Origin of the sequence: Acinetobacter sp. YH12200 (assembly GCF_013418175.1) — a bacterium.
GTDB lineage: Bacteria > Pseudomonadota > Gammaproteobacteria > Pseudomonadales > Moraxellaceae > Acinetobacter > Acinetobacter pseudolwoffii.
In genome coordinates, this window is record NZ_VPCO01000032.1 from 1 (window position 1) to 18,082 (window position 18,082).

17 protein-coding genes, 1 tRNA gene and 1 pseudogene are annotated in these 18,082 nt (G+C 42.5%); 7 read left to right on the plus strand and 12 right to left on the minus strand.

Features of this window, described 5'->3' with window-relative positions:
- Positions 1-120, plus strand: a pseudogene (locus tag FTU90_RS14495) (IS30 family transposase); the annotation flags it as partial.
- Positions 121-215: 95 nt separating this feature from the next.
- Here FTU90_RS14495 and FTU90_RS14500 read toward each other — a convergent pair.
- Entirely contained in the window at positions 216-1,646 is a 1,431-nt protein-coding gene (locus tag FTU90_RS14500) for a pyridoxal phosphate-dependent aminotransferase (protein ID WP_005170285.1), read from the minus strand.
- A 229-nt stretch (positions 1,647-1,875) separates the two neighbouring features.
- Between FTU90_RS14500 and msrB the strand changes: the two genes are divergently transcribed.
- Entirely contained in the window at positions 1,876-2,295 is a 420-nt protein-coding gene (msrB, locus tag FTU90_RS14505; RefSeq protein ID WP_005097408.1) for a peptide-methionine (R)-S-oxide reductase MsrB, read from the plus strand.
- A complete protein-coding gene (locus FTU90_RS14510) occupies positions 2,292-2,768 on the plus strand; it encodes a glutathione peroxidase (protein ID WP_180072987.1) in 477 nt (158 codons plus the stop codon). Before msrB ends, FTU90_RS14510 begins: the two co-directional genes overlap by 4 nt.
- Positions 2,769-2,870: 102 nt before the next feature.
- On the opposite strand, the gene dapC is transcribed toward FTU90_RS14510, so the two are convergent.
- The 5 genes from dapC to FTU90_RS14535 form a co-directional block, all read right to left on the minus strand.
- Positions 2,871-4,040, minus strand: coding sequence for a succinyldiaminopimelate transaminase (dapC, locus tag FTU90_RS14515; RefSeq protein ID WP_180072989.1), 1,170 nt, complete (start codon positions 4,038-4,040; stop codon positions 2,871-2,873).
- Positions 4,041-4,063: 23 nt separating this feature from the next.
- Positions 4,064-6,730: a [protein-PII] uridylyltransferase gene (glnD, locus tag FTU90_RS14520; RefSeq protein WP_100328995.1), complete on the minus strand. Its 2,667-nt coding sequence runs from the start codon at positions 6,728-6,730 to the stop codon at positions 4,064-4,066.
- A gap of 26 nt (positions 6,731-6,756) precedes the next feature.
- Positions 6,757-7,971 carry a formate-dependent phosphoribosylglycinamide formyltransferase gene (purT, locus tag FTU90_RS14525; RefSeq protein ID WP_180072991.1) on the minus strand — a complete coding sequence of 405 codons (1,215 nt, stop codon included), beginning with the start codon at positions 7,969-7,971 and terminating at the stop codon, positions 6,757-6,759.
- Between the two features lie 369 nt (positions 7,972-8,340).
- Positions 8,341-8,688, minus strand: coding sequence for an L-valine transporter subunit YgaH (gene ygaH / locus FTU90_RS14530; RefSeq protein WP_100328993.1), 348 nt, complete (start codon positions 8,686-8,688; stop codon positions 8,341-8,343).
- The gene (locus FTU90_RS14535) at positions 8,685-9,437 is read right to left on the minus strand and encodes an AzlC family ABC transporter permease (protein WP_159138591.1); all 753 of its coding nucleotides are present in this window, start codon (positions 9,435-9,437) and stop codon (positions 8,685-8,687) included. Before FTU90_RS14535 ends, ygaH begins: the two co-directional genes overlap by 4 nt.
- Positions 9,438-9,540: 103 nt before the next feature.
- Between FTU90_RS14535 and FTU90_RS14540 the strand changes: the two genes are divergently transcribed.
- Entirely contained in the window at positions 9,541-10,038 is a 498-nt protein-coding gene (locus tag FTU90_RS14540; protein ID WP_005097400.1) for a hypothetical protein, read from the plus strand.
- A 204-nt stretch (positions 10,039-10,242) separates the two neighbouring features.
- On the opposite strand, the gene FTU90_RS14545 is transcribed toward FTU90_RS14540, so the two are convergent.
- Together FTU90_RS14545 and ychF are read right to left on the minus strand one after the other, a co-directional pair.
- Positions 10,243-10,860, minus strand: coding sequence for a superoxide dismutase (locus FTU90_RS14545; RefSeq protein ID WP_005097397.1), 618 nt, complete (start codon positions 10,858-10,860; stop codon positions 10,243-10,245).
- A 206-nt stretch (positions 10,861-11,066) separates the two neighbouring features.
- Positions 11,067-12,158: a redox-regulated ATPase YchF gene (ychF, locus tag FTU90_RS14550; protein ID WP_005097395.1), complete on the minus strand. Its 1,092-nt coding sequence runs from the start codon at positions 12,156-12,158 to the stop codon at positions 11,067-11,069.
- A gap of 293 nt (positions 12,159-12,451) precedes the next feature.
- On the opposite strand from ychF, the gene FTU90_RS14555 reads away from it, so the two are divergent.
- Positions 12,452-13,216 carry a glutathione S-transferase family protein gene (locus tag FTU90_RS14555; protein WP_005097394.1) on the plus strand — a complete coding sequence of 255 codons (765 nt, stop codon included), beginning with the start codon at positions 12,452-12,454 and terminating at the stop codon, positions 13,214-13,216.
- Between the two features lie 133 nt (positions 13,217-13,349).
- On the opposite strand, the gene FTU90_RS14560 is transcribed toward FTU90_RS14555, so the two are convergent.
- Complete coding sequence (locus FTU90_RS14560; RefSeq protein WP_257222447.1) at positions 13,350-13,646, minus strand: hypothetical protein; 297 nt, start codon at positions 13,644-13,646, stop codon at positions 13,350-13,352.
- A 379-nt stretch (positions 13,647-14,025) separates the two neighbouring features.
- Here FTU90_RS14560 and FTU90_RS14565 point away from each other — a divergent pair, with 379 nt between their 5' ends.
- A complete protein-coding gene (locus FTU90_RS14565; RefSeq protein WP_180072993.1) occupies positions 14,026-14,496 on the plus strand; it encodes an Lrp/AsnC family transcriptional regulator in 471 nt (156 codons plus the stop codon).
- Positions 14,497-14,567: 71 nt separating this feature from the next.
- On the opposite strand, the gene FTU90_RS14570 is transcribed toward FTU90_RS14565, so the two are convergent.
- Both FTU90_RS14570 and FTU90_RS14575 read right to left on the minus strand, forming a co-directional pair.
- Positions 14,568-15,317: a YebC/PmpR family DNA-binding transcriptional regulator gene (locus FTU90_RS14570; RefSeq protein ID WP_180072995.1), complete on the minus strand. Its 750-nt coding sequence runs from the start codon at positions 15,315-15,317 to the stop codon at positions 14,568-14,570.
- A gap of 245 nt (positions 15,318-15,562) precedes the next feature.
- Positions 15,563-16,117 (minus strand): 1-acyl-sn-glycerol-3-phosphate acyltransferase, encoded by a 555-nt coding sequence (locus FTU90_RS14575; RefSeq protein WP_005097390.1) that lies wholly within the window; start codon positions 16,115-16,117, stop codon positions 15,563-15,565.
- Between the two features lie 797 nt (positions 16,118-16,914).
- Between FTU90_RS14575 and FTU90_RS14580 the strand changes: the two genes are divergently transcribed.
- Positions 16,915-16,991: transfer RNA gene (locus tag FTU90_RS14580), tRNA-Ile, on the plus strand.
- 368 nt (positions 16,992-17,359) lie between these two features.
- Here FTU90_RS14580 and FTU90_RS14585 read toward each other — a convergent pair.
- Positions 17,360-17,941 carry a hypothetical protein gene (locus tag FTU90_RS14585; RefSeq protein WP_257222448.1) on the minus strand — a complete coding sequence of 194 codons (582 nt, stop codon included), beginning with the start codon at positions 17,939-17,941 and terminating at the stop codon, positions 17,360-17,362.
- Positions 17,942-18,082: the final 141 nt, after the last annotated feature.

Here is an 18,082-nt window from a genome sequence, read left to right on the forward strand (position 1 = left end):
TCAAACGAACAAATAGAGCAGATAGAATTTGCACTCAACCATCGTCCTAGAAAAACACTAGGTTGGTATACGCCTAGTGAAGTTATGGCTGGTTTTTATACTGTTGCACTTGCCGCTTGAATCCGCCAAATGTTATAAGTCGAAACTTTGAATATGGAGAGAAATAAAAAACCGCATTCAGAAATGCGATTTTTTTATGTTGTCTATTTCAGGAATTAACGCATCTTGGCCAGGAAACGGCCAACACGGGTAAGGGCTTCACGCAGTTCATTTTCAGCCGGCAGGAACACCACACGAAAATGATCCGGTGTCGGCCAGTTAAAGCCTGTACCTTGAACCAGAAGTACTTTCTCGGCACGTAACAAGTCCAGCATCAGCTTTTCATCGTCCTGAATTGGATAAACGTTCGGATCCAGTTTCGGGAAGCAGTACATCGCACCCTCAGGCTTGACACAGGACACCCCAGGAATCTCATTCAGCATTTCCCAGGCGATATTGCGCTGTTCATACAAACGGCCACCCGGACGAATCAGGTCATTAATGGACTGATAGCCGCCCAGCGCAGTCTGAATTGCATATTGCGCCTGATGGTTGGCACACAGGCGCATAGATGCCAGCATGTCCAGACCTTCGATATAGTCTGCTGCACGTGTTTTATTGCCGGTAATGGCCATCCAGCCAGAACGGAAGCCAGCAATACGATAAGCCTTTGATAAACCGTTAAATGATACACAAATCTGATCACCTGCCAAGGCAGCTACAGCGACATGCTCGATACCGTCATAGATGATTTTGTCATAGATTTCATCAGCAAATAAAATCAGGTCATACTTCTTGGCCAAGTCCACGATCTGTTGCAAGACATGACGCGGATAAACCGAACCGGTCGGGTTGTTTGGATTAATAATCACAATACCACGGGTATTTGGCGTGATTTTACTTTCCATATCGACAATGTCGGGATACCAGTGATTTTCTTCATCACATTTATAATGAATCGCCGTACCGCCAGACAGATTGACTGCCGCAGTCCAGAGTGGATAATCTGGCATTGGAATCAGCATTTCATCGCCATCATCCAATAGACCCTGCATGGCCATGACAATCAGTTCAGAGACACCATTACCGATATAGACGTCATTGACGTGCATATCCAGAATGCCTTTTTGCTGGTAATACTGGCAGATCGCCTTACGTGCCGGGAAAATTCCTTTAGAATCTGTATAGCCAATGGCATTTGGTAGATTTAAAGCCACATCATTGATGATTTCTTGTGGTGCTTCAAAACCGAATGGGGCGGGGTTGCCGATATTCAGTTTGATAATCTTATGACCCGCTTCTTCCATCTCGATGGCCGCTCGTAACACAGGCCCGCGAATGTCGTAGCAAACATGCTCGAGCTTAGACGATTTCTTAATTTCGCGAGGGGTTTGGAGAGTGTTCGGCATTTTGATGTTCTCGGAAAGAGTGGAGGTCACTTTTGCATAACGGTATAAATAACTTTTAAATGTCTCAGTTGTTACCAGATCGAGATGATGTTCATCTCTGAGTAAAGCAACAATTCTTTCATGGGTAAATCCTAGCTGTTGATACTGTCTGATCACAGGAAGTAAATTCTGAAAAATTACGCTCTTTTTTTGCGACATTTTTTAATCCTGAGCAAGAATATGACTAAGCTTAACACTAAATTTGCTCACAAAAAAGCATTTAGTACATAAGTTGCTTACTTTGTTTCCGCATATTTGCTTACTTTTTGCTTTTTTGGCTATTATAGGTCTTTTGTAAATTGTTAAATAAACACTAGAATTTTTAAATTGAATCACGTAAATATAGGATTATCCTATTTTAAATAGCAAGATAAAAAGGTACGCAATCATGGGAAAACTCAATAAAACAGACAGAGAATGGCAAAGAGAGTTATCACCTGAAGAGTTCCGTATTACACGCCAAAAGGGAACCGAACCCGCATTTACCGGGAAATACTGGAATACCAAACAAGATGGTGTTTACGTATGTCGCTGTTGTGGTGAACCTTTATTTACTTCAGAAACCAAATTTGACAGTGGTTGTGGCTGGCCAAGCTTTTACCGTCCCCTGAGCAGTTCAGTCATAGAAGAATTACCTGATACTTCACACGGGATGGTCAGAACTGAAATTGTTTGTCATCATTGTGACGCACATTTAGGGCATGTTTTCCCTGATGGTCCAGAACCGACGGGCTTACGTTATTGTGTAAACTCGGCTTCTTTAGAATTAGAAACACAAGAAAAAAATGATGAGGAAACCTATCCATGACCAGCATTTATCAGTTTGAAGCTGAATTGTTAGATGGTATAAGCAAACAGCTTGCAGATTATGAAGGCAAGGTACTTTTAATCGTGAATACAGCAAGTAAATGTGGCTTTACCCCACAATTCTCAGGATTAGAGAAGCTTTACGAGAAATATAAAGATCAAGGTCTGGAGGTCTTAGGATTTCCATGCAACCAGTTTGGCGGCCAAGATCCAGGTTCCAATGAACAGATTGGTGAATTTTGCCAGAAGAATTACGGGGTATCTTTCCCGATGTTTTCCAAGGTGGATGTTAAAGGCCCTGAAGCGCACGCCATTTTTCGCTATTTAACCAATAATTCCAAAGGTATTTTAGGCAATGGAATTAAATGGAATTTTACCAAATTCCTGATCGGCCGTGATGGCAAGGTATTGAACCGTTTTGCTCCGACCACCAAGCCTGAAGAGCTTGAAGATGAAATTGCAAAAGTGTTGTAAGACTCTGTGTTATTTTCTCAGTATGAGATAAAAATAGAACTCATCTGATTTCAAGTAAAAAACCCACTTTAAACCAGTGGGTTTTTTAGTTTTGATTAAAACTTAGAGGATGGCTTTCAGGCGTTGAATGACTTCTTCACATTGCGCCAGATCGGCCACAAGTGCTAGACGTACATGATTTTCACCCGGATTACCCTGTTCAGTATCGCGGGATAAATAACGACCCGGAAGTACTTTAATATGTGCTTCTTCCATCAGGCGTTTAGCAAAGGCTTCATCATTGTCAACTTTTAACCAGTAATAGAAACCTGCATCCGGTTTTTTGAGTGGCAATAAATGTCCGAGTTCCTGTTGAAATAAATCAAACTTGGCACGGTATTGCACCCGGTTTTCTTCCACATGCGCTTCATCATCCCAGGCAGCGATTGAAGCCAGTTGATGTTGTACCGGCATCGCTGCGCCGTGGTAAGTACGATATTGCAAATAAGGTTTTAACAGGCTGGCATCACCGGCAACAAAACCTGAACGCATACCCGGAAGGTTAGAGCGTTTAGACAGTGAATGGAACACCACGCAGTTTTTATAGTCATCCCGGCCGATTTCAGCACAAACTTCTAGTAAACCTACAGGTGCCTGATCAAACCACAGCTCCGAATAGCATTCGTCTGAAGCAATCACAAAGTTATATTGATCCGACAGGGCAATCAGTTTTTTAAACTGTTCTTTAGACAGCACTGCACCCGTTGGATTGCCCGGCGTGCAGACAAATAACAGTGCCGTTTTTTCCCAGACTTCTGCCGGAACGGCATCAAAGTCACCGAGGTAATTATTTTCCTCAGTACAGTTGATGAAATAAGGTTTGGCACCTGCGAGCAGCGTCGCACCTTCATAAATCTGGTAGAACGGGTTCGGCATCACCACATAAGGTGCCTCTTCTCGGTTCACCAAGGCTTGTACAAAAGAGAAAATTGCTTCACGTGTACCGGAAACGGGCAGGATATTGCTGTCTGCACTGATGCTATTCAGCTTAAAGCGGCGGCTTAACCAGTTGGCAATACTTTCACGTAGTTCGGGAAGACCTTTACTGTTGGGATAAGTCGATAAATGTTTAAAGTTATCAATAATCGCCTGTTTCACAAACTCCGGTGCAGGATGCTTTGGTTCGCCAATCGACAGGGGAATTAATGGCATATTTGCAGGCTGGATATCCGCAAAAAGCCGATTTAACTTTTCAAAGGGATAAGGGTGCAATAAAGACAAGCTAGAGTTCATGAAATGTGTTACCGAGCAGAGTGTTAGTGTTGACCGCTGACCTGATGTGAAGCCTCATCCAGGGCAGCTTTGAGTGCAGCTGCAAATTCTTGAGACTCAGTCGGGCTCATCGGGATGCCATTTTTTTTGGTGACAAAGAAAATATCTTCAGCACGTTCGCCAAGTGTGGCAATTTTGGCAGAGTGGATATCCAGCCCTTGCATCATAAATAAACCGCCAATTTTGGCAAGTAAACCAGGATGATCCAGAGTCGCAATTTCGACCATATTCTGATCCAGAGCCGCATTCATCGTAATATCGACTGTATTTTCAATATCGAAATGACGGAGTTGACGCGGAATGCGGCGTTGCATCAGACCCGGATATTCATCTGAATGGCTTAATGCGTCTTTCAGGGCTTCAATGACGGTGGCTTCCCGTTCAGGGTCGGTGAGTAAGGTACCAAAGCGATCCAGCACCACATAGGTATCCAGACTAAAAGCTTTGGTCGCGGTAATAATCCGCGCATCTTGAACATCCAGATTCATACGATCCAGAATGGCAACGGTGGTCGCAAACAGGTTCGGTTTATCCTGAGTATAAATAAAGATCTGTACCGCATCCTGAGCATATTTTCGATGTGCCCGCATCAGCACCAAAGGCGCAGGATTATCGCCATGTTGTAAAATGGCGCGGGTATGCCAGGCAATTTCATCCGCGGTTTCTTTCAGGAAATAATCATCACCCAGTTCCTGCCAGACTTTTTCAACATCATAGAGCGAGAAATGCTCGACCAGACGTTCACTGGCTTCAAACTTGGTGTCTTCAATCAGCATCTGATAATCGACCGGACGGCCGAGACCAGAACGGATCACATCACGCGCCTGCGTATAGAGCTGACGCATCAAGGATGCGCGCCAGGTATTCCAGAGCTTGGGATTGGTGGCATTGATATCCGCAACTGTCAGGGTATACAGATAGTCCAGATGCTCCATATCGCCCATTTTTTCTGCGAATTCTTTGACCACATCCGGGTCGGAAATATCTTTTTTCTGCGCAGTCACAGACATCACCAGATGATTCTGGATCAGCCAGGCCACCAGATTACTTTCGCGTTCGGTAAAGCCATGGCTACGGCAGAATTTAATGGCATCGGCTGCTCCAAGCTCACTATGATCACCGCCACGACCTTTGGCAATATCATGAAAAAGAGCTGCCAGATATACAATGTCACGACGGGTCAGGCGCTGGAACACTGAACTGACCACAGGAAATTCCTTGGCAAATTCAGGTGCTTTAAAGCGATTTAAATTGCGTAGCAACAATAAGGTATGTGCATCGACCGTATAGATATGGAACAGGTCATATTGCATCAGGCCCAGAATTTGCCCAAAGGCCGGGATGTAATTACCCAGTACGCCATAACGCTTCATCGTCACCAGGGTGTCGTAGAGTCGATGCGGTGAGCGGATAATCGCCATAAACAGCGCCTGATGCACCGGATTATCACGAAAATCCTGATCAATGCGTTTTCCTGCCAAGGTCAGCAGGCGTAAGGTACGCGCACGAATGCCCTGAATTTCAGGACGATTGGCCAACAGGTAGAAAATTTCCAGAATCGCGCTTGGATTTTCCGAGAAAATCTTGTGATGCTGAACTGCTAACTTGCCATCGACCAGTTTGAAATTTTCATTAATTTCCTCAATCTGGCGTTCATATTGCGGTAAACGTGGGGTAATCACAGATTCATTGAAGTAGGCCAACAGCATTTCATTGAGTGTGGAGACTTGCTGTGCGCTGCGATAATAGCGCTTCATAAACTGTTCGATCGGATAGTTCGGATGATGCGCCTCATCACGCACATAGCCGAATTTAGCCGCAATATCACGCTGATAATCGAACAATAAGCGGTTTTCGTCACGCTTGGTCAGGCGGTGCAGGTGATGGCGAATCTCCCAGAGAAAACTTTCAGCTTCTTCGAGCACACCCAGTTCAAATTCTGAAATAAAACCCAGATGTACCAGATCATAAATCCGGTTGACGCGGAAATGTCGTTTGGCAATCCAGCCGATTTGGTTGATGTCGCGGATACCGCCCGGTGCATTTTTAATATCCGGTTCCAGATTGCTTTCGGTATTGTTGTGCTGAGCATAGCGTTTATGCTGCTCATCCATTTTGGCATCAAAGAAGGTTTTATCGGTCCAGGTGCGTGACACGATGCGCCGTGGCCATTTGCACAGGTTCTCATTGCCAATAATCAGGCGTGCTTCGATTAGCGTAGTGGCAACGGTGAGATCACTACTGGCCTGACTGACACAATCATTGATGGTACGCACGCTGATCCCCGGTTTGAAATTACCGACATCCCAGAGTAATGAAATGAAGGTAGAAATCAGCTGTTCCTGCTCTGGACTAATCTCGTCTTCTGACAGGATCATGAGGTCGACATCAGAATAAGGCAGCATTTCACGGCGACCATAACCTCCGACAGCAAACAGGGCCAAATCGGTTTGATCCAGTTCGGCATATTTCCAGAGAAATTGCAGTGCTTCATCAATCAGATTGGAACGTGCCAGAATAATATCCCGAATCGGCTGTCCATTTTCAAAACTCTCCTGTAGCTGATTTTCGACATCACTACGCCATTGATTGATGGCTTTAATGTCATGGTTACTTTTAATGTAATTCAGCAGAGGTAAGGTATTGATCATGAACAGTGGTCCGTTGGTATTTCAGCTTAGTTTTGATTAATGCTAACTTGATTTGCGACCTGAAGTGCCAGTTCGCGTGCCTGTTCAATGCTTTCAGCACGTGCAGTCGCAACGCCCATGCGACGCCGTTCGAAGCCTTCAGGTTTGCCAAACAGGCGCAAATCAGTATTGCCGTCTGCTAAAGCAAGATTCAGGCCAGAAAATGAAAGATTACGATCATCTACCCCGGCATAAATCACCGCGCTGGCAGCCACACTATGCCGTGTGGTATTGACCGGCAGGCCTAAAATCGCACGTGCATGCAATTCAAATTCGCTTTGGAATTGAGAGGCAAGTGTTACCAGTCCGGTATCGTGTGGACGAGGAGAAACCTCACTAAACCATACTTGGTCGCCTTTGACAAAGAGTTCTACACCAAAGATTCCGCAACCCCCCAGTGCTGTGGTGACTTTGTGGGCAATGCGTTTAGATTCCTCTAGCGCTGCCGGAGTCATCGGCTGAGGTTGCCAGCTTTCGACATAATCGCCCGAGTCCTGACGATGTCCGATCGGATCGCAATAAGAGGTTTCGATCTCGCCGGTTGCCGGATTTTTTGCACGAACAGTCAATAAGGTAATTTCAAAATCAAAGTCAATTTGCGATTCGACAATCACCGTACCCTGATTGACGCGTCCACCAGTTTGCGCATATTCCCAAGCCGTGTCTACCTCTGCAAAGCTTTTTACCCGAGACTGGCCTTTGCCAGAAGAGGACATGACCGGCTTGACAAAGTTTGGATAGCCGACATCATCACAGGCAGCACGGAAGGACTCTAAAGTGTCAGCAAATCGGTACGCTGAAGTTGGCAGCCCCAGTTCTTCTGCGGCCAGACGGCGAATGCCTTCGCGGTTCATGGTCAGATTGACTGCTTTAGCCGAAGGAATGACGGTCGCAATATTTTGTTCTTCAACGTCAATCAGTACTTGTGTGGCAATGGCTTCAATTTCAGGAACGATTAAATGCGGCTGGATTTGATGGATCAATTGTTTTAATTCTTCAGCATCGGCCATATTCAAGGTATAGGAATAATGCGCGACTTGCATGGCAGGTGCATGCTCATAACGGTCAGCAGCATGAACTTCGACCCCAAGACGTTGTAGTGAAATCACCACTTCCTTGCCCAGTTCACCAGAACCCAATAATAGAACTTTATAGGCAGAAGCTTGCAGGGGAGTACCAATAGTCACGCTCATGTGTGTCATCCATGCTTGATTTTATGGACTTTTAGCATAGCAGAACTGAGCCGGCAGTTAAGCCAAGATTCATACAAAATTGTGATATTGTCCAACAGTTTTATTTATAAAGTTTTTCTGGAGGTAAGTAAGGCGTAATTGTCATGTCACTGATCTGTCAGACTGATTTGAAGACGGTATATCCTGTTTTGGCAATAGCTTTTTTCTATCTACAACTGGTCGAGTATTAAAAAAGTATAAAAGAATACGGAAATGATTTTATTTGAGCTTTTTCTTTTAGGAAAAATAATAGGGATCAGCTAATTATTTTTATATAATAAAGACCTATACTATTCCATAAGCATAAGTCTTTATCTTGATTGATCAGTCAGTTCAAGCTTAAAACGTCATCGGCACATAAGTATAAACCAGACCATAGGTCAGTGCTGCGGTCAGGGTCGCCATCACGATGCGTTTGAATTTAAAGTAAAGCGCAGTGAGTACGATAAATCCGACCAGCATCGCAATACTTTTATTCGGTGTTGCTAATAATGGCGGTAAGGTAGCAACTACCAGCATGGAGCTGATTGCCGCAATGCCGATTGAACCCAAGGCAATTTTTAGCCACAATGCTCCGCGTTTTTGTGAGCCTTGCTGAAATTTCTGAATCACAAAAAAAGGCCCGAAGCGTGAGACGAAATTGGCGATCCCGACGACAATGCCGACCAGAATAATCTCTAGATTCATGCTTGATCTCCTGCATGTTCAGGATCTGGCTGTTTTAAGATATAGTGCTTGAACAGGCCGGCAAAAATACCAGAACTGATGCCAATGAAAATCGCGGCAGACAGATCAATAAAGTAACAGGCCACAGCAGAAACCAGAATGGTGACAGCCACAACAAAAGTATGTTTCTTCTCAAAAGCAGCCAATAGGAAACTCAGGAACAGCGCAGGTAACAGGAAGTCTAGAGCCGCTTGCAAGAATTGCGGCAGATTGCTGACCTGATCGGCAAATAAACCACCGAGAAAAGATCCCAATGCCCAGGACATCCAGCTAAACAGGCTTAAACCCAGCATCCAGGATTCAGACCATTCCTGACGCCGTTGCGAGAGCTTGATCATGCCGGAAGCAAAAACCTCATCGGTCAGACCCCAAGACCAGATCGCGGTTTTCTTTAAATTCAGCCGGTCTTGAATCAGGTTTTGCAGCGCAGGGCCATAGAGCAAATGCCGAATGTCTAGGGCAATCACCGTTAATGCCGTCATCCAGATAGATGTGCCACTGCCTAAAAGTGCGACCACAAGGAACTGGCTGGCACCTGCATACATCGAGCAGGAAAGAAACAGCGCTTCCCAAGCCGTAAAGCCAAACTGAGTGGCTGAAACGCCAAAAGCAAACGACACTGGTAAATAAGTGAAGATGATCGCTTGGCTATCTTTTGCACCTTGCCAGAAGCCAGCAGGTTGCGTAGCGAGTTGATTCTGTTCAGACACGACACACCTTGAAGGAGAGTTGAACGATGGGTCAAATGAAGATTGTGTATTCTACGTGAATTTAATAGCATAGTGCCGAAATGTTTAAATTGGCGAGCCTGATATGTGGATGTTCAAGACACGTACGATGCTGACAGCTGCTTTAATGAGCACTGCATTGTTGTTACAAGCGTGTGGGAATGACAGTCAATCGACTGATAAGCCAGAAATTAAACCGGCACCTAAACTGACGAATGATGCGACCACCTATGCCAATGCGGCATGGCAACTGATCAATAAAGTCGATCCACTGGTTTATCATAAAGAAGTGGATCAGCTGGAAACCCAGGTGCGTCAACCGGCACGTAAGCTGAGCACAGACTGGCGTATTAATGTCAAAATGACCGATTCGGTGACTGAAGGTAAATATGCCTTGTGCCGTAAAGCCTTAACCAGTCTGGAAATCTGGGCGCGTACCGTGATCGACAATGGCAGCAGTCTGGAACAAAAGCAGGCGGATTATGAGCGGGATAAACTGCAATGTCAGAATGCGATTGATAATCCTGAATTGGGAAATACTGATCCCAAACAAAAAGGCACCGCGATTGCTAATATGCAATAAACCTTTAGCCATTTAGTTATAAGCATAAAAGCCAGTCATTCAGACTGGCTTTTTTAGGATGAGACAACAGCAAGACTCTAAAAAGAGGGTATCCACACATGTTCTAATAAAATCACAAATACACCACAGATCAGGAGTGTGCTGCCAATTATGCGTTTAATCAGAATAGGTGTAGACATGGTCGATCTCCTTAAATATTTAAAGCTAAAGCGTGTTCAATGCTTCCAGATAACGACGATTCACTTCTTGCCAGTTCACGACATTGAAAAAAGCCGAGATATATTCCGGACGACGGTTTTGATAGTGCAAATAATAGGCATGTTCCCAGACATCCAGACCTAAAATGGGAATATTGCCATGCATCAGTGGAGAGTCCTGATTGGCGCTGCTTTCTACAATAAGTGTTTGATCTGGCGCAACACTCAGCCAGGCCCAACCGCTACCAAAACGGCTCAGTGCTGCCTGGGTAAAGGTGTCTTTAAATGCCTCGAATCCGCCTAATTCATGTTCAATGGCCTTTGCAATTTCAGCTTCTGGATGGCCGCCACCGTCTGGACTCATGACTGTCCAGAACAGGGAGTGATTGGCATGTCCACCGGCATTATTGATCACGTTCTGTTTTAATTGCTGCGGTACTTCATTGAATTTGCTAATTAAGGCTTCGACCGATAAATCTTCCCATTCGGTTCCTGCGATCCCTGCATTGATATTATTAATATAGGTTTGATGATGCTTGCTATGATGAATTTCCATGGTCTTGCTATCGATATGAGGCTCTAGGGCATCATAGGGATATGGCAGTACAGGCAGGGTATAGCTCATGGTCAGGATTCCTTTGCTAGAATGAAGTCATGTTATTTTTCATTAGATTTAACATACGCCTGAATTTAATATTTTTATATGAGAATAATTATCATTATTGTTAATATGTGTGAATTATGCGTTGCCTGTAAGTTTTCTACGCTCGGTCATCTTATTTCCTAGGTAATAAAAAAGCCCCAGAAGGGGCTTTTTCACACAGCAAATACTTAGACGTTAAAACGGAAATGTAAAACGTCGCCATCCTGAACGATATAGGTTTTACCTTCTAGACGCCATTTACCGGCTTCTTTTGCACCCGCTTCGCCGTTGTACTGCACGAAATCATCATAAGCAATACATTCTGCGCGGATAAAGCCTTTTTCAAAGTCGGTATGAATTACACCAGCGGCTTGCGGTGCAGTTGCACCAACTTTCACAGTCCAGGCACGAACTTCCTGTACACCTGCGGTGAAGTAAGTTTGTAAGCCAAGTAGTGAATAACCTGCACGAATCACCACGTTTAAACCAGGTTCTTCCATGCCCATCGCTTCCAGGAATTCAGCACGGTCTTCATCTTCAAGCAATGAAATTTCCGCTTCAATCTGGTTGCAAAGAGGTACGACAATTGCATTTTCTTCAGCAGCCAATTTTCTCACTGCATCCAAATGCGGGTTATTTTCAAAACCGTCTTCAGCAACGTTGGCAATATACATGGTTGGTTTAAGCGTCATTAAGCCAAAGCCACGTACCAGTTTACGTTCGTCATCATCCAGATCCGCTGCGCGAGCCGGTTTGCCTTCATCGAGTAAAGGCTGGATTTTTTCTAATACTGCTTTAGTAGCAATTGCTTCTTTGTCACCACCTTTGGCAGATTTAGTCAAACGGGTAATCGCTTTCGCCACCGCGTCCAGGTCTGCAAGCGCGAGTTCTGTATTAATCGTTGCGATATCATCCAGTGGATCAATACGACCATTCACATGAATGACGTTTTCATCTTCAAAACAACGTACCACGTGAGCGATTGCATCAGTTTCGCGGATGTTGGCCAGGAACTGGTTACCTAAGCCTTCACCTTTAGAAGCACCAGCGACCAGACCTGCGATGTCCACAAATTCCATAGACGTTGGAATCACGCGCTGCGGTTTAACAATTGCTGTCAATTTGTCTAAACGTGGGTCAGGAACAGGCACGATGCCGGTATTTGGTTCAATGGTACAGAACGGGAAGTTTTCTGCAGCAATAGCAGCTTTGGTTAAAGCATTGAAAAGTGTAGATTTGCCAACGTTCGGCAAGCCGACAATACCGCAATTAAAACCCATGAAATAACTCACAAAAGCGTTATATAAAAATTGCCCCCGATTTTACATGAAAGCACGGCTAAAGTCAGGTCATGCACTTGTGGTTTATTGCAATCAAATGCTTCTTATAACTTAAAAGCTCCGCTGAGCTTTCCCGGATTTATTATGAGTCCGCCGAATATAGAGGAATAATCAGCCAGTATTGTACTTTTGGATAAAAATCACATTGTTTTTCTAAAATTGAGTGACTAAAGTATCTGAATAAAACAGCGGCCTATACGCCCTGATCCAATAACGATAAACATGGAGCATGCATGCGAACTTTATACCAGTTTCCTTTATCTCACTTTTGCGAAAAAGCACGTTGGATGCTGGACCATAAAGAGCTGTACTATGTTGCTCACAACCTGATTCCCGGCGTACATCGGGCTTTTGCCCGACTGAAAACAGGACAGAATCGTCTGCCTATTTTGCGCGATCAGGACAAATGGATTGCAGATTCAACCCAGATTGCGCTTTATCTGGATGATACTTATCCAGAACATCGTTTATTGTATGCTGAAGGACATTTTCGAAATAAAGCCTTAGAAATTAATGAAATTACTCTGGAGCTGGGTCGTCATGTCCGCCGCTGGATGCTCTCTCAAGCGCTGACTTCCGATCATGAATCTCTCGATATTTTAATTGGTGAGCAGGGCTATTTGCGCCAGTTTGAAAAATTTTCTAAACCTTTATTAAAAGCGATGGTCGCCAAGGGTTATGCATTGAATGAGGAAACCGTGGCGGAATCCAAACAGCATATTGATGTCACTGTACAGCAACTCAATCAGATGCTGGTTAGTCAAGGTGGATATTATTTTGTCGGAAATCGTTTAGGTCTGGCGGATATTGCTGTCTGTTCTATGCTTGCTCCATTATTGGCGATTCCGGGGACGCCGTGGGAAAAAGAAAATTTTGAAACCTTGTCCGAAGAATATCGTGATTATCAGCAGCATTTAAATGCGTTGCCTCTGGGTGAATATATTTGTCGTATTTACCGAACCGAACGCAATGCGCGAGTAGACTGGCGTGGTGTATAAGCTTCAAGGCAAATCCTAAAATTAAAAACGCGCATTTGCGCGTTTTTAATGAGATGATGATTAACCCCAAGGATTATTTGGGTCGATATCAATATTTTTACTAAAGTGATTGAACAGTGAACCAAAATCAAAGCTAGATGAACCACCACCACTGCTGATATTTTGAATCGTATGAAGCATTTGAACCAGACAACTGAATTAATAAATTGCTCATATTTGCGCTGTTCAGACTATGTCCAGAGAGAAGGCTGTTTAATAATGAGCTCACGGAAGGTTGTGAATTAGAGCCGTTTAGACTGCCAATGAGATTGCTAAGCGTACCTGAGGCTGTTCCAGCGAATAAGCCACCTAACAGGCTTTTAGTTTGTGTTTCAGCCGTTAAGACAGGACTCACCTTGGTTTTAATCAAACTTAAAATTTTAGAAGCCATGAGCATTCCTTATTTAATATTTTTGAAAAATGCTATTTTTATTTTTAGTGCGGCTTTGTTTTAATCTATTTCTATACACTTGTAAAAGATAAGTGGCTGAACTGTGCGGGTACTTGAAGGTCTGGCTTATATTTTACTGGACTAATTAAACTTAAACTATTAAAAAATAAATAATTAATAGAAATTACCATGGTCATTTTTTAGAATTATATGATTAACGGTTATCTGGTTCAGGATTGAAAGTTACTTTATAAAATGGCAGAAGATTTGGAAAATATTTTCAGAATATGAAAACTTTGTGAAAAATAAATAAATATTGTATAACAGGGAGAGTGCAATATTTTGCTATTTTTATTGATTATTAAGAAAGAGTATAAAAATGGAACTGGATCGTTTCGATAAACATATTCTAGAAATATTGACCCATGAAGATGTCAATCTGAATGAACTGTCAGAGCGGGTGAATTTATCTGTAAGTTCGGTTCATCGCAGGATCAAACACTTAATCGATCAGAATATTATCAGTGGTTTAAAACGTGAAATTAATTACCAAAAATTGGGCTTTAGTCTGCATGTGCTATTACAGGTGTCACTGAGTAAGCATGATAGTGATACTTTTGCCAAATTTCTGGAAGAGCTGGAAAGTATTCCCGAAGTGATTAATGCCTTTTTGGTCACTGGTCAGTCTGCAGACTTTATTGTCGAAGTGGTGGCGCGGGATATGGAAAATTATAGTGAAATTCTGCTCAAACGTATCGGGAAAATTGAGCATGTGGTTGCATTGCATTCGAGCTTTGTCATTAAAGAATATAATGTCTTTAACTGTAGCGGATTACTCAATAAAGTTTAATCCAGTGCGAAAGTAGCAGACCGTCATAAAAAAAACGCACCCTCAGGTGCGTTTTTGGTCTAGATCCAAGATTAAGCGTCTAATTGCGCCATCACTTCATCGGTGAACTCTACGTTGGTATACACGTTTTGAACATCATCCAAATCTTCAAACATATCGATCATTTTCAAAATCATTTTGGCTTGATCAACATCTGTAATTTCAGCTTTAGTTGAAGGGCTCATGACTACTTCAGCATTATCAGACTTCAGGCCTGCTGCAGTGAGTGCATCCTGTACATCACCAAAGCTTTCAGGTGTAGTAATGACCAGAATTTCATCTTCAGCAACTTCAATATCTTCAGCACCTGCTTCCAAAGCCACTTCCATGATTTGATCTTCTAAAGAAACATCTTCAAAAGTGATCTCGCCACGTTTGGTAAACAGATAGGCCACCGAACCAGCAGTACCTAAATTACCATTAGTTTTCGAGAAGCAATGACGCACATCAGGTACAGTACGGTTCAGGTTGTCTGTCATGGTCTCAACCAGTACAGCAACACCGCCTACGCCATAACCTTCATAGGTTACTTCTTTCAGGTCATCATTATCTTCGCCGCCAGCACCACGTTGAATGGCACGGTTGATCACATCACGTGTCATATTTACAGACAATGCTTTTTCAACAACTGCACGCAAACGAGGATTGCTTCCTGCATCTGCACCACCGAGTTTTGCAGCAGTGGTTAATTCACGAATATATTTGGTAAAAAGCTTACCACGACTCGCATCTTGTTTTGCTTTGCGATGCTTAATATTGGCCCACTTGGAATGACCCGCCATGCGAACTTTGCTCCTTGTAGATTGGCTGTATGCCTATCAGAATGCCGAAATTCTACCATAAGCTTTTTTTTAAAAAAAAGTGTCTGGATTTGAGATTTCAGGATAAAACAAAAAAATTGTATTAAATTGATAGAAAAGGGGAATGCTATAGTGCAGTTTTTGATTTTATTTTTCAAATTTATACAAATGCTTTAGGAGGACATGAACAGCAAAGGATCTGTTCATGTCGAGCACTGTTACTGAGCTTATTCCGGAATGACAATATCCAGATCCACTTTATCTTTATAGAGCTGTTTGATTAAGGCCAGATCTTGAGCCAGATCTGTTGGATAAATCTTGCCTAAAATGCCACCTTGTTTGGTTCTGGAATTGGCATATAGCAACACAATCGGCACATTGGCAGCTTTGGCAATATGCCAGAAGCCGGTACGGATCGGTTTACGTGCTTCACCTTGCTTGGCACGTGTCGCTTCTGGTGCAATCACCAGATTAAACTTTTCATTATTCTGAAAATGCTCCACCATCTGGGTCACGATATCTTTATTGGCCTTGCGGTCAACAGGAATACCGCCGACAGCTTTTAATAGCGGTTTGAAAGGTCCTTTAAATAGTTCTTTTTTGATCAAGGTATGAACTTTAAGATCATAAATCTGGAAGAGGGCAATCGACAGCACCGCATCCATCATTGAAGTATGTTCAAAGCCAATAATGACCTGTTTGTCTTCGAGTACATCTGGTTCGACATGATATTGCCAACCCGCAAGTTTAAATGCAGATTCGCCAATGAATTTATTTAGCATAAGCACAGATTAAGTAAAAGCCATATGTGGAGAATTGCATAATTTCTTCTTGTTCGGCCATTCAGTCAATAGGCTGGCAAATAAAACGTGTAAATAATGTAGAAATCTATAATTTCTTGATCTTTTTAAACTGAAATATTAAGAGCTAAAATGTATAAATAAAAAATTTTGATATTAAAAAAGTATTATTAGATATAAAAAAAGTCTTAAAATGGTGAAAAAATGACTATCCAGAGCAAGATTTAGTTATTAGACTTTTGTCGAAGAAGAGAAGGGGTATTAATCCTTTCTATTTTGTTGTTCTTTCTACTCTGAGATTGAAAACTATGACATACATTACAGCCTTTGTAGTCTCTTTATTGATTTTAGTGCTTATAATTGTATGGTCTTTCATCGAAATTAAGCAGGATTTGCGTAAAGAAAAAGAAATGAAGTCTCAATTCTAATTTTTCTTTATTCTGCAGCTCATATACTTTTCCATCATTTTTAATATTTTATCAAATATTTTTTGATACTTTATAAATATACTGAGACGTCAAATCTATCAAATGTATGCTTTATTCTATGAGGTTGACGTCAATATTTCAGGCTAGGCTGCCTTAAATTGATCTGTATATACCCATTTTTCTGCATGTCTTTAGACTGAAGTATTAAAGAACTAGAATTTCTTTCGAATCAAGTCATGATGATTGCTGCCTAAGTGTTCAAGTGGTTATAAAAGTACTTGTCTTTCAAAAAAATCTTAGCTAGTATTCATGACGCTTGAACTTATTGATAAATAAAGTTTTCAGCATGTAGGGCCTATAGCTCAGTTGGTTAGAGCAGCGGACTCATAATCCGTTGGTCGACAGTTCAAGTCTGTCTGGGCCCACCACATTCAACCTCGTAAGCCTTTGGTTTATGGGGTTTTTTGTTGACTGAAGATTCTAGACCACCGGATTTTCATAGACCATATGTGGTCCATTTGTTCGATAATCCGATGGGCTAAACTCAAATATCAAAAAATACAGCGCCCATTTTCATTTCACTATATTCTCACTTTCGATGTGAGTATCGTAATTGATGAATAAAAAACGATCATAAAGATTGATCATCAAGTTTCGCTATGAGCAGAGAAATGAGTTTAAGTGTGGGGATGGGGGATTTATGCTTACCTGATCTTAGCCCGATGATATAGGGCTAAAACCAGTTTTGGTTGGGGAGTTTGTTTAGATATGTATATTGAGTAAGGGTCAATGGAAACTACAGCCCAGTGTAGAACTTATCAATGAATTGTCTGGTCTTGAGTACTAGCGTATTCATGAGTGTTTTACGCTCTGAAATCTTGGGGCGAGTAATAGGTAGATCAGTCACATCTTCACGACTTGGCAGACGTTTGGTGTATTCATATTTGCCGATCACTTCTTTGAACACTTCGGGCTTGATTGCTTCTTTTTGACAAAGCTCATCAATCGCTCTTTCCTTTTCTACATCCCAAAATTGTGCAAACGCTTCTTCTACACTTTGCCCTGTGATCATGCGTGGAATATTTTCATCCAGAAACTTTTGGATCAGTTCCTGTTTGTCGTACAGCGTATGATTATTTGCCAGTAGATCTTGCACCTGTTCACGATATTTTTGCTTTTGTTTCTGATCGGTGTTGTTGACTGCAGATTGCAGTAAATTCAGGATATAGCCGACATTGATTGTATCTTTGTGAATGAGTTCCAGTTGGAAGTTCACATCATTCAGTACAGAAACTTTGTCTTTCGGTTGTACGACACGAGTATTGGTATAGAGGTACTTATATTGTGAGGTATGCTTCTGAAATTCAGCTTTGTTCAAGTCAGTGTCATCCTGTGAACCGTACCGGGTTTGTCGGAGACCAAGCTTTCTGAGAGAATGTCCCGATGAAAAAAGTAAAATATACCCCTGAAATCAGAGAAAGAGCGGTTCAATTATTGATTGAATCCGAGAAAGATTATC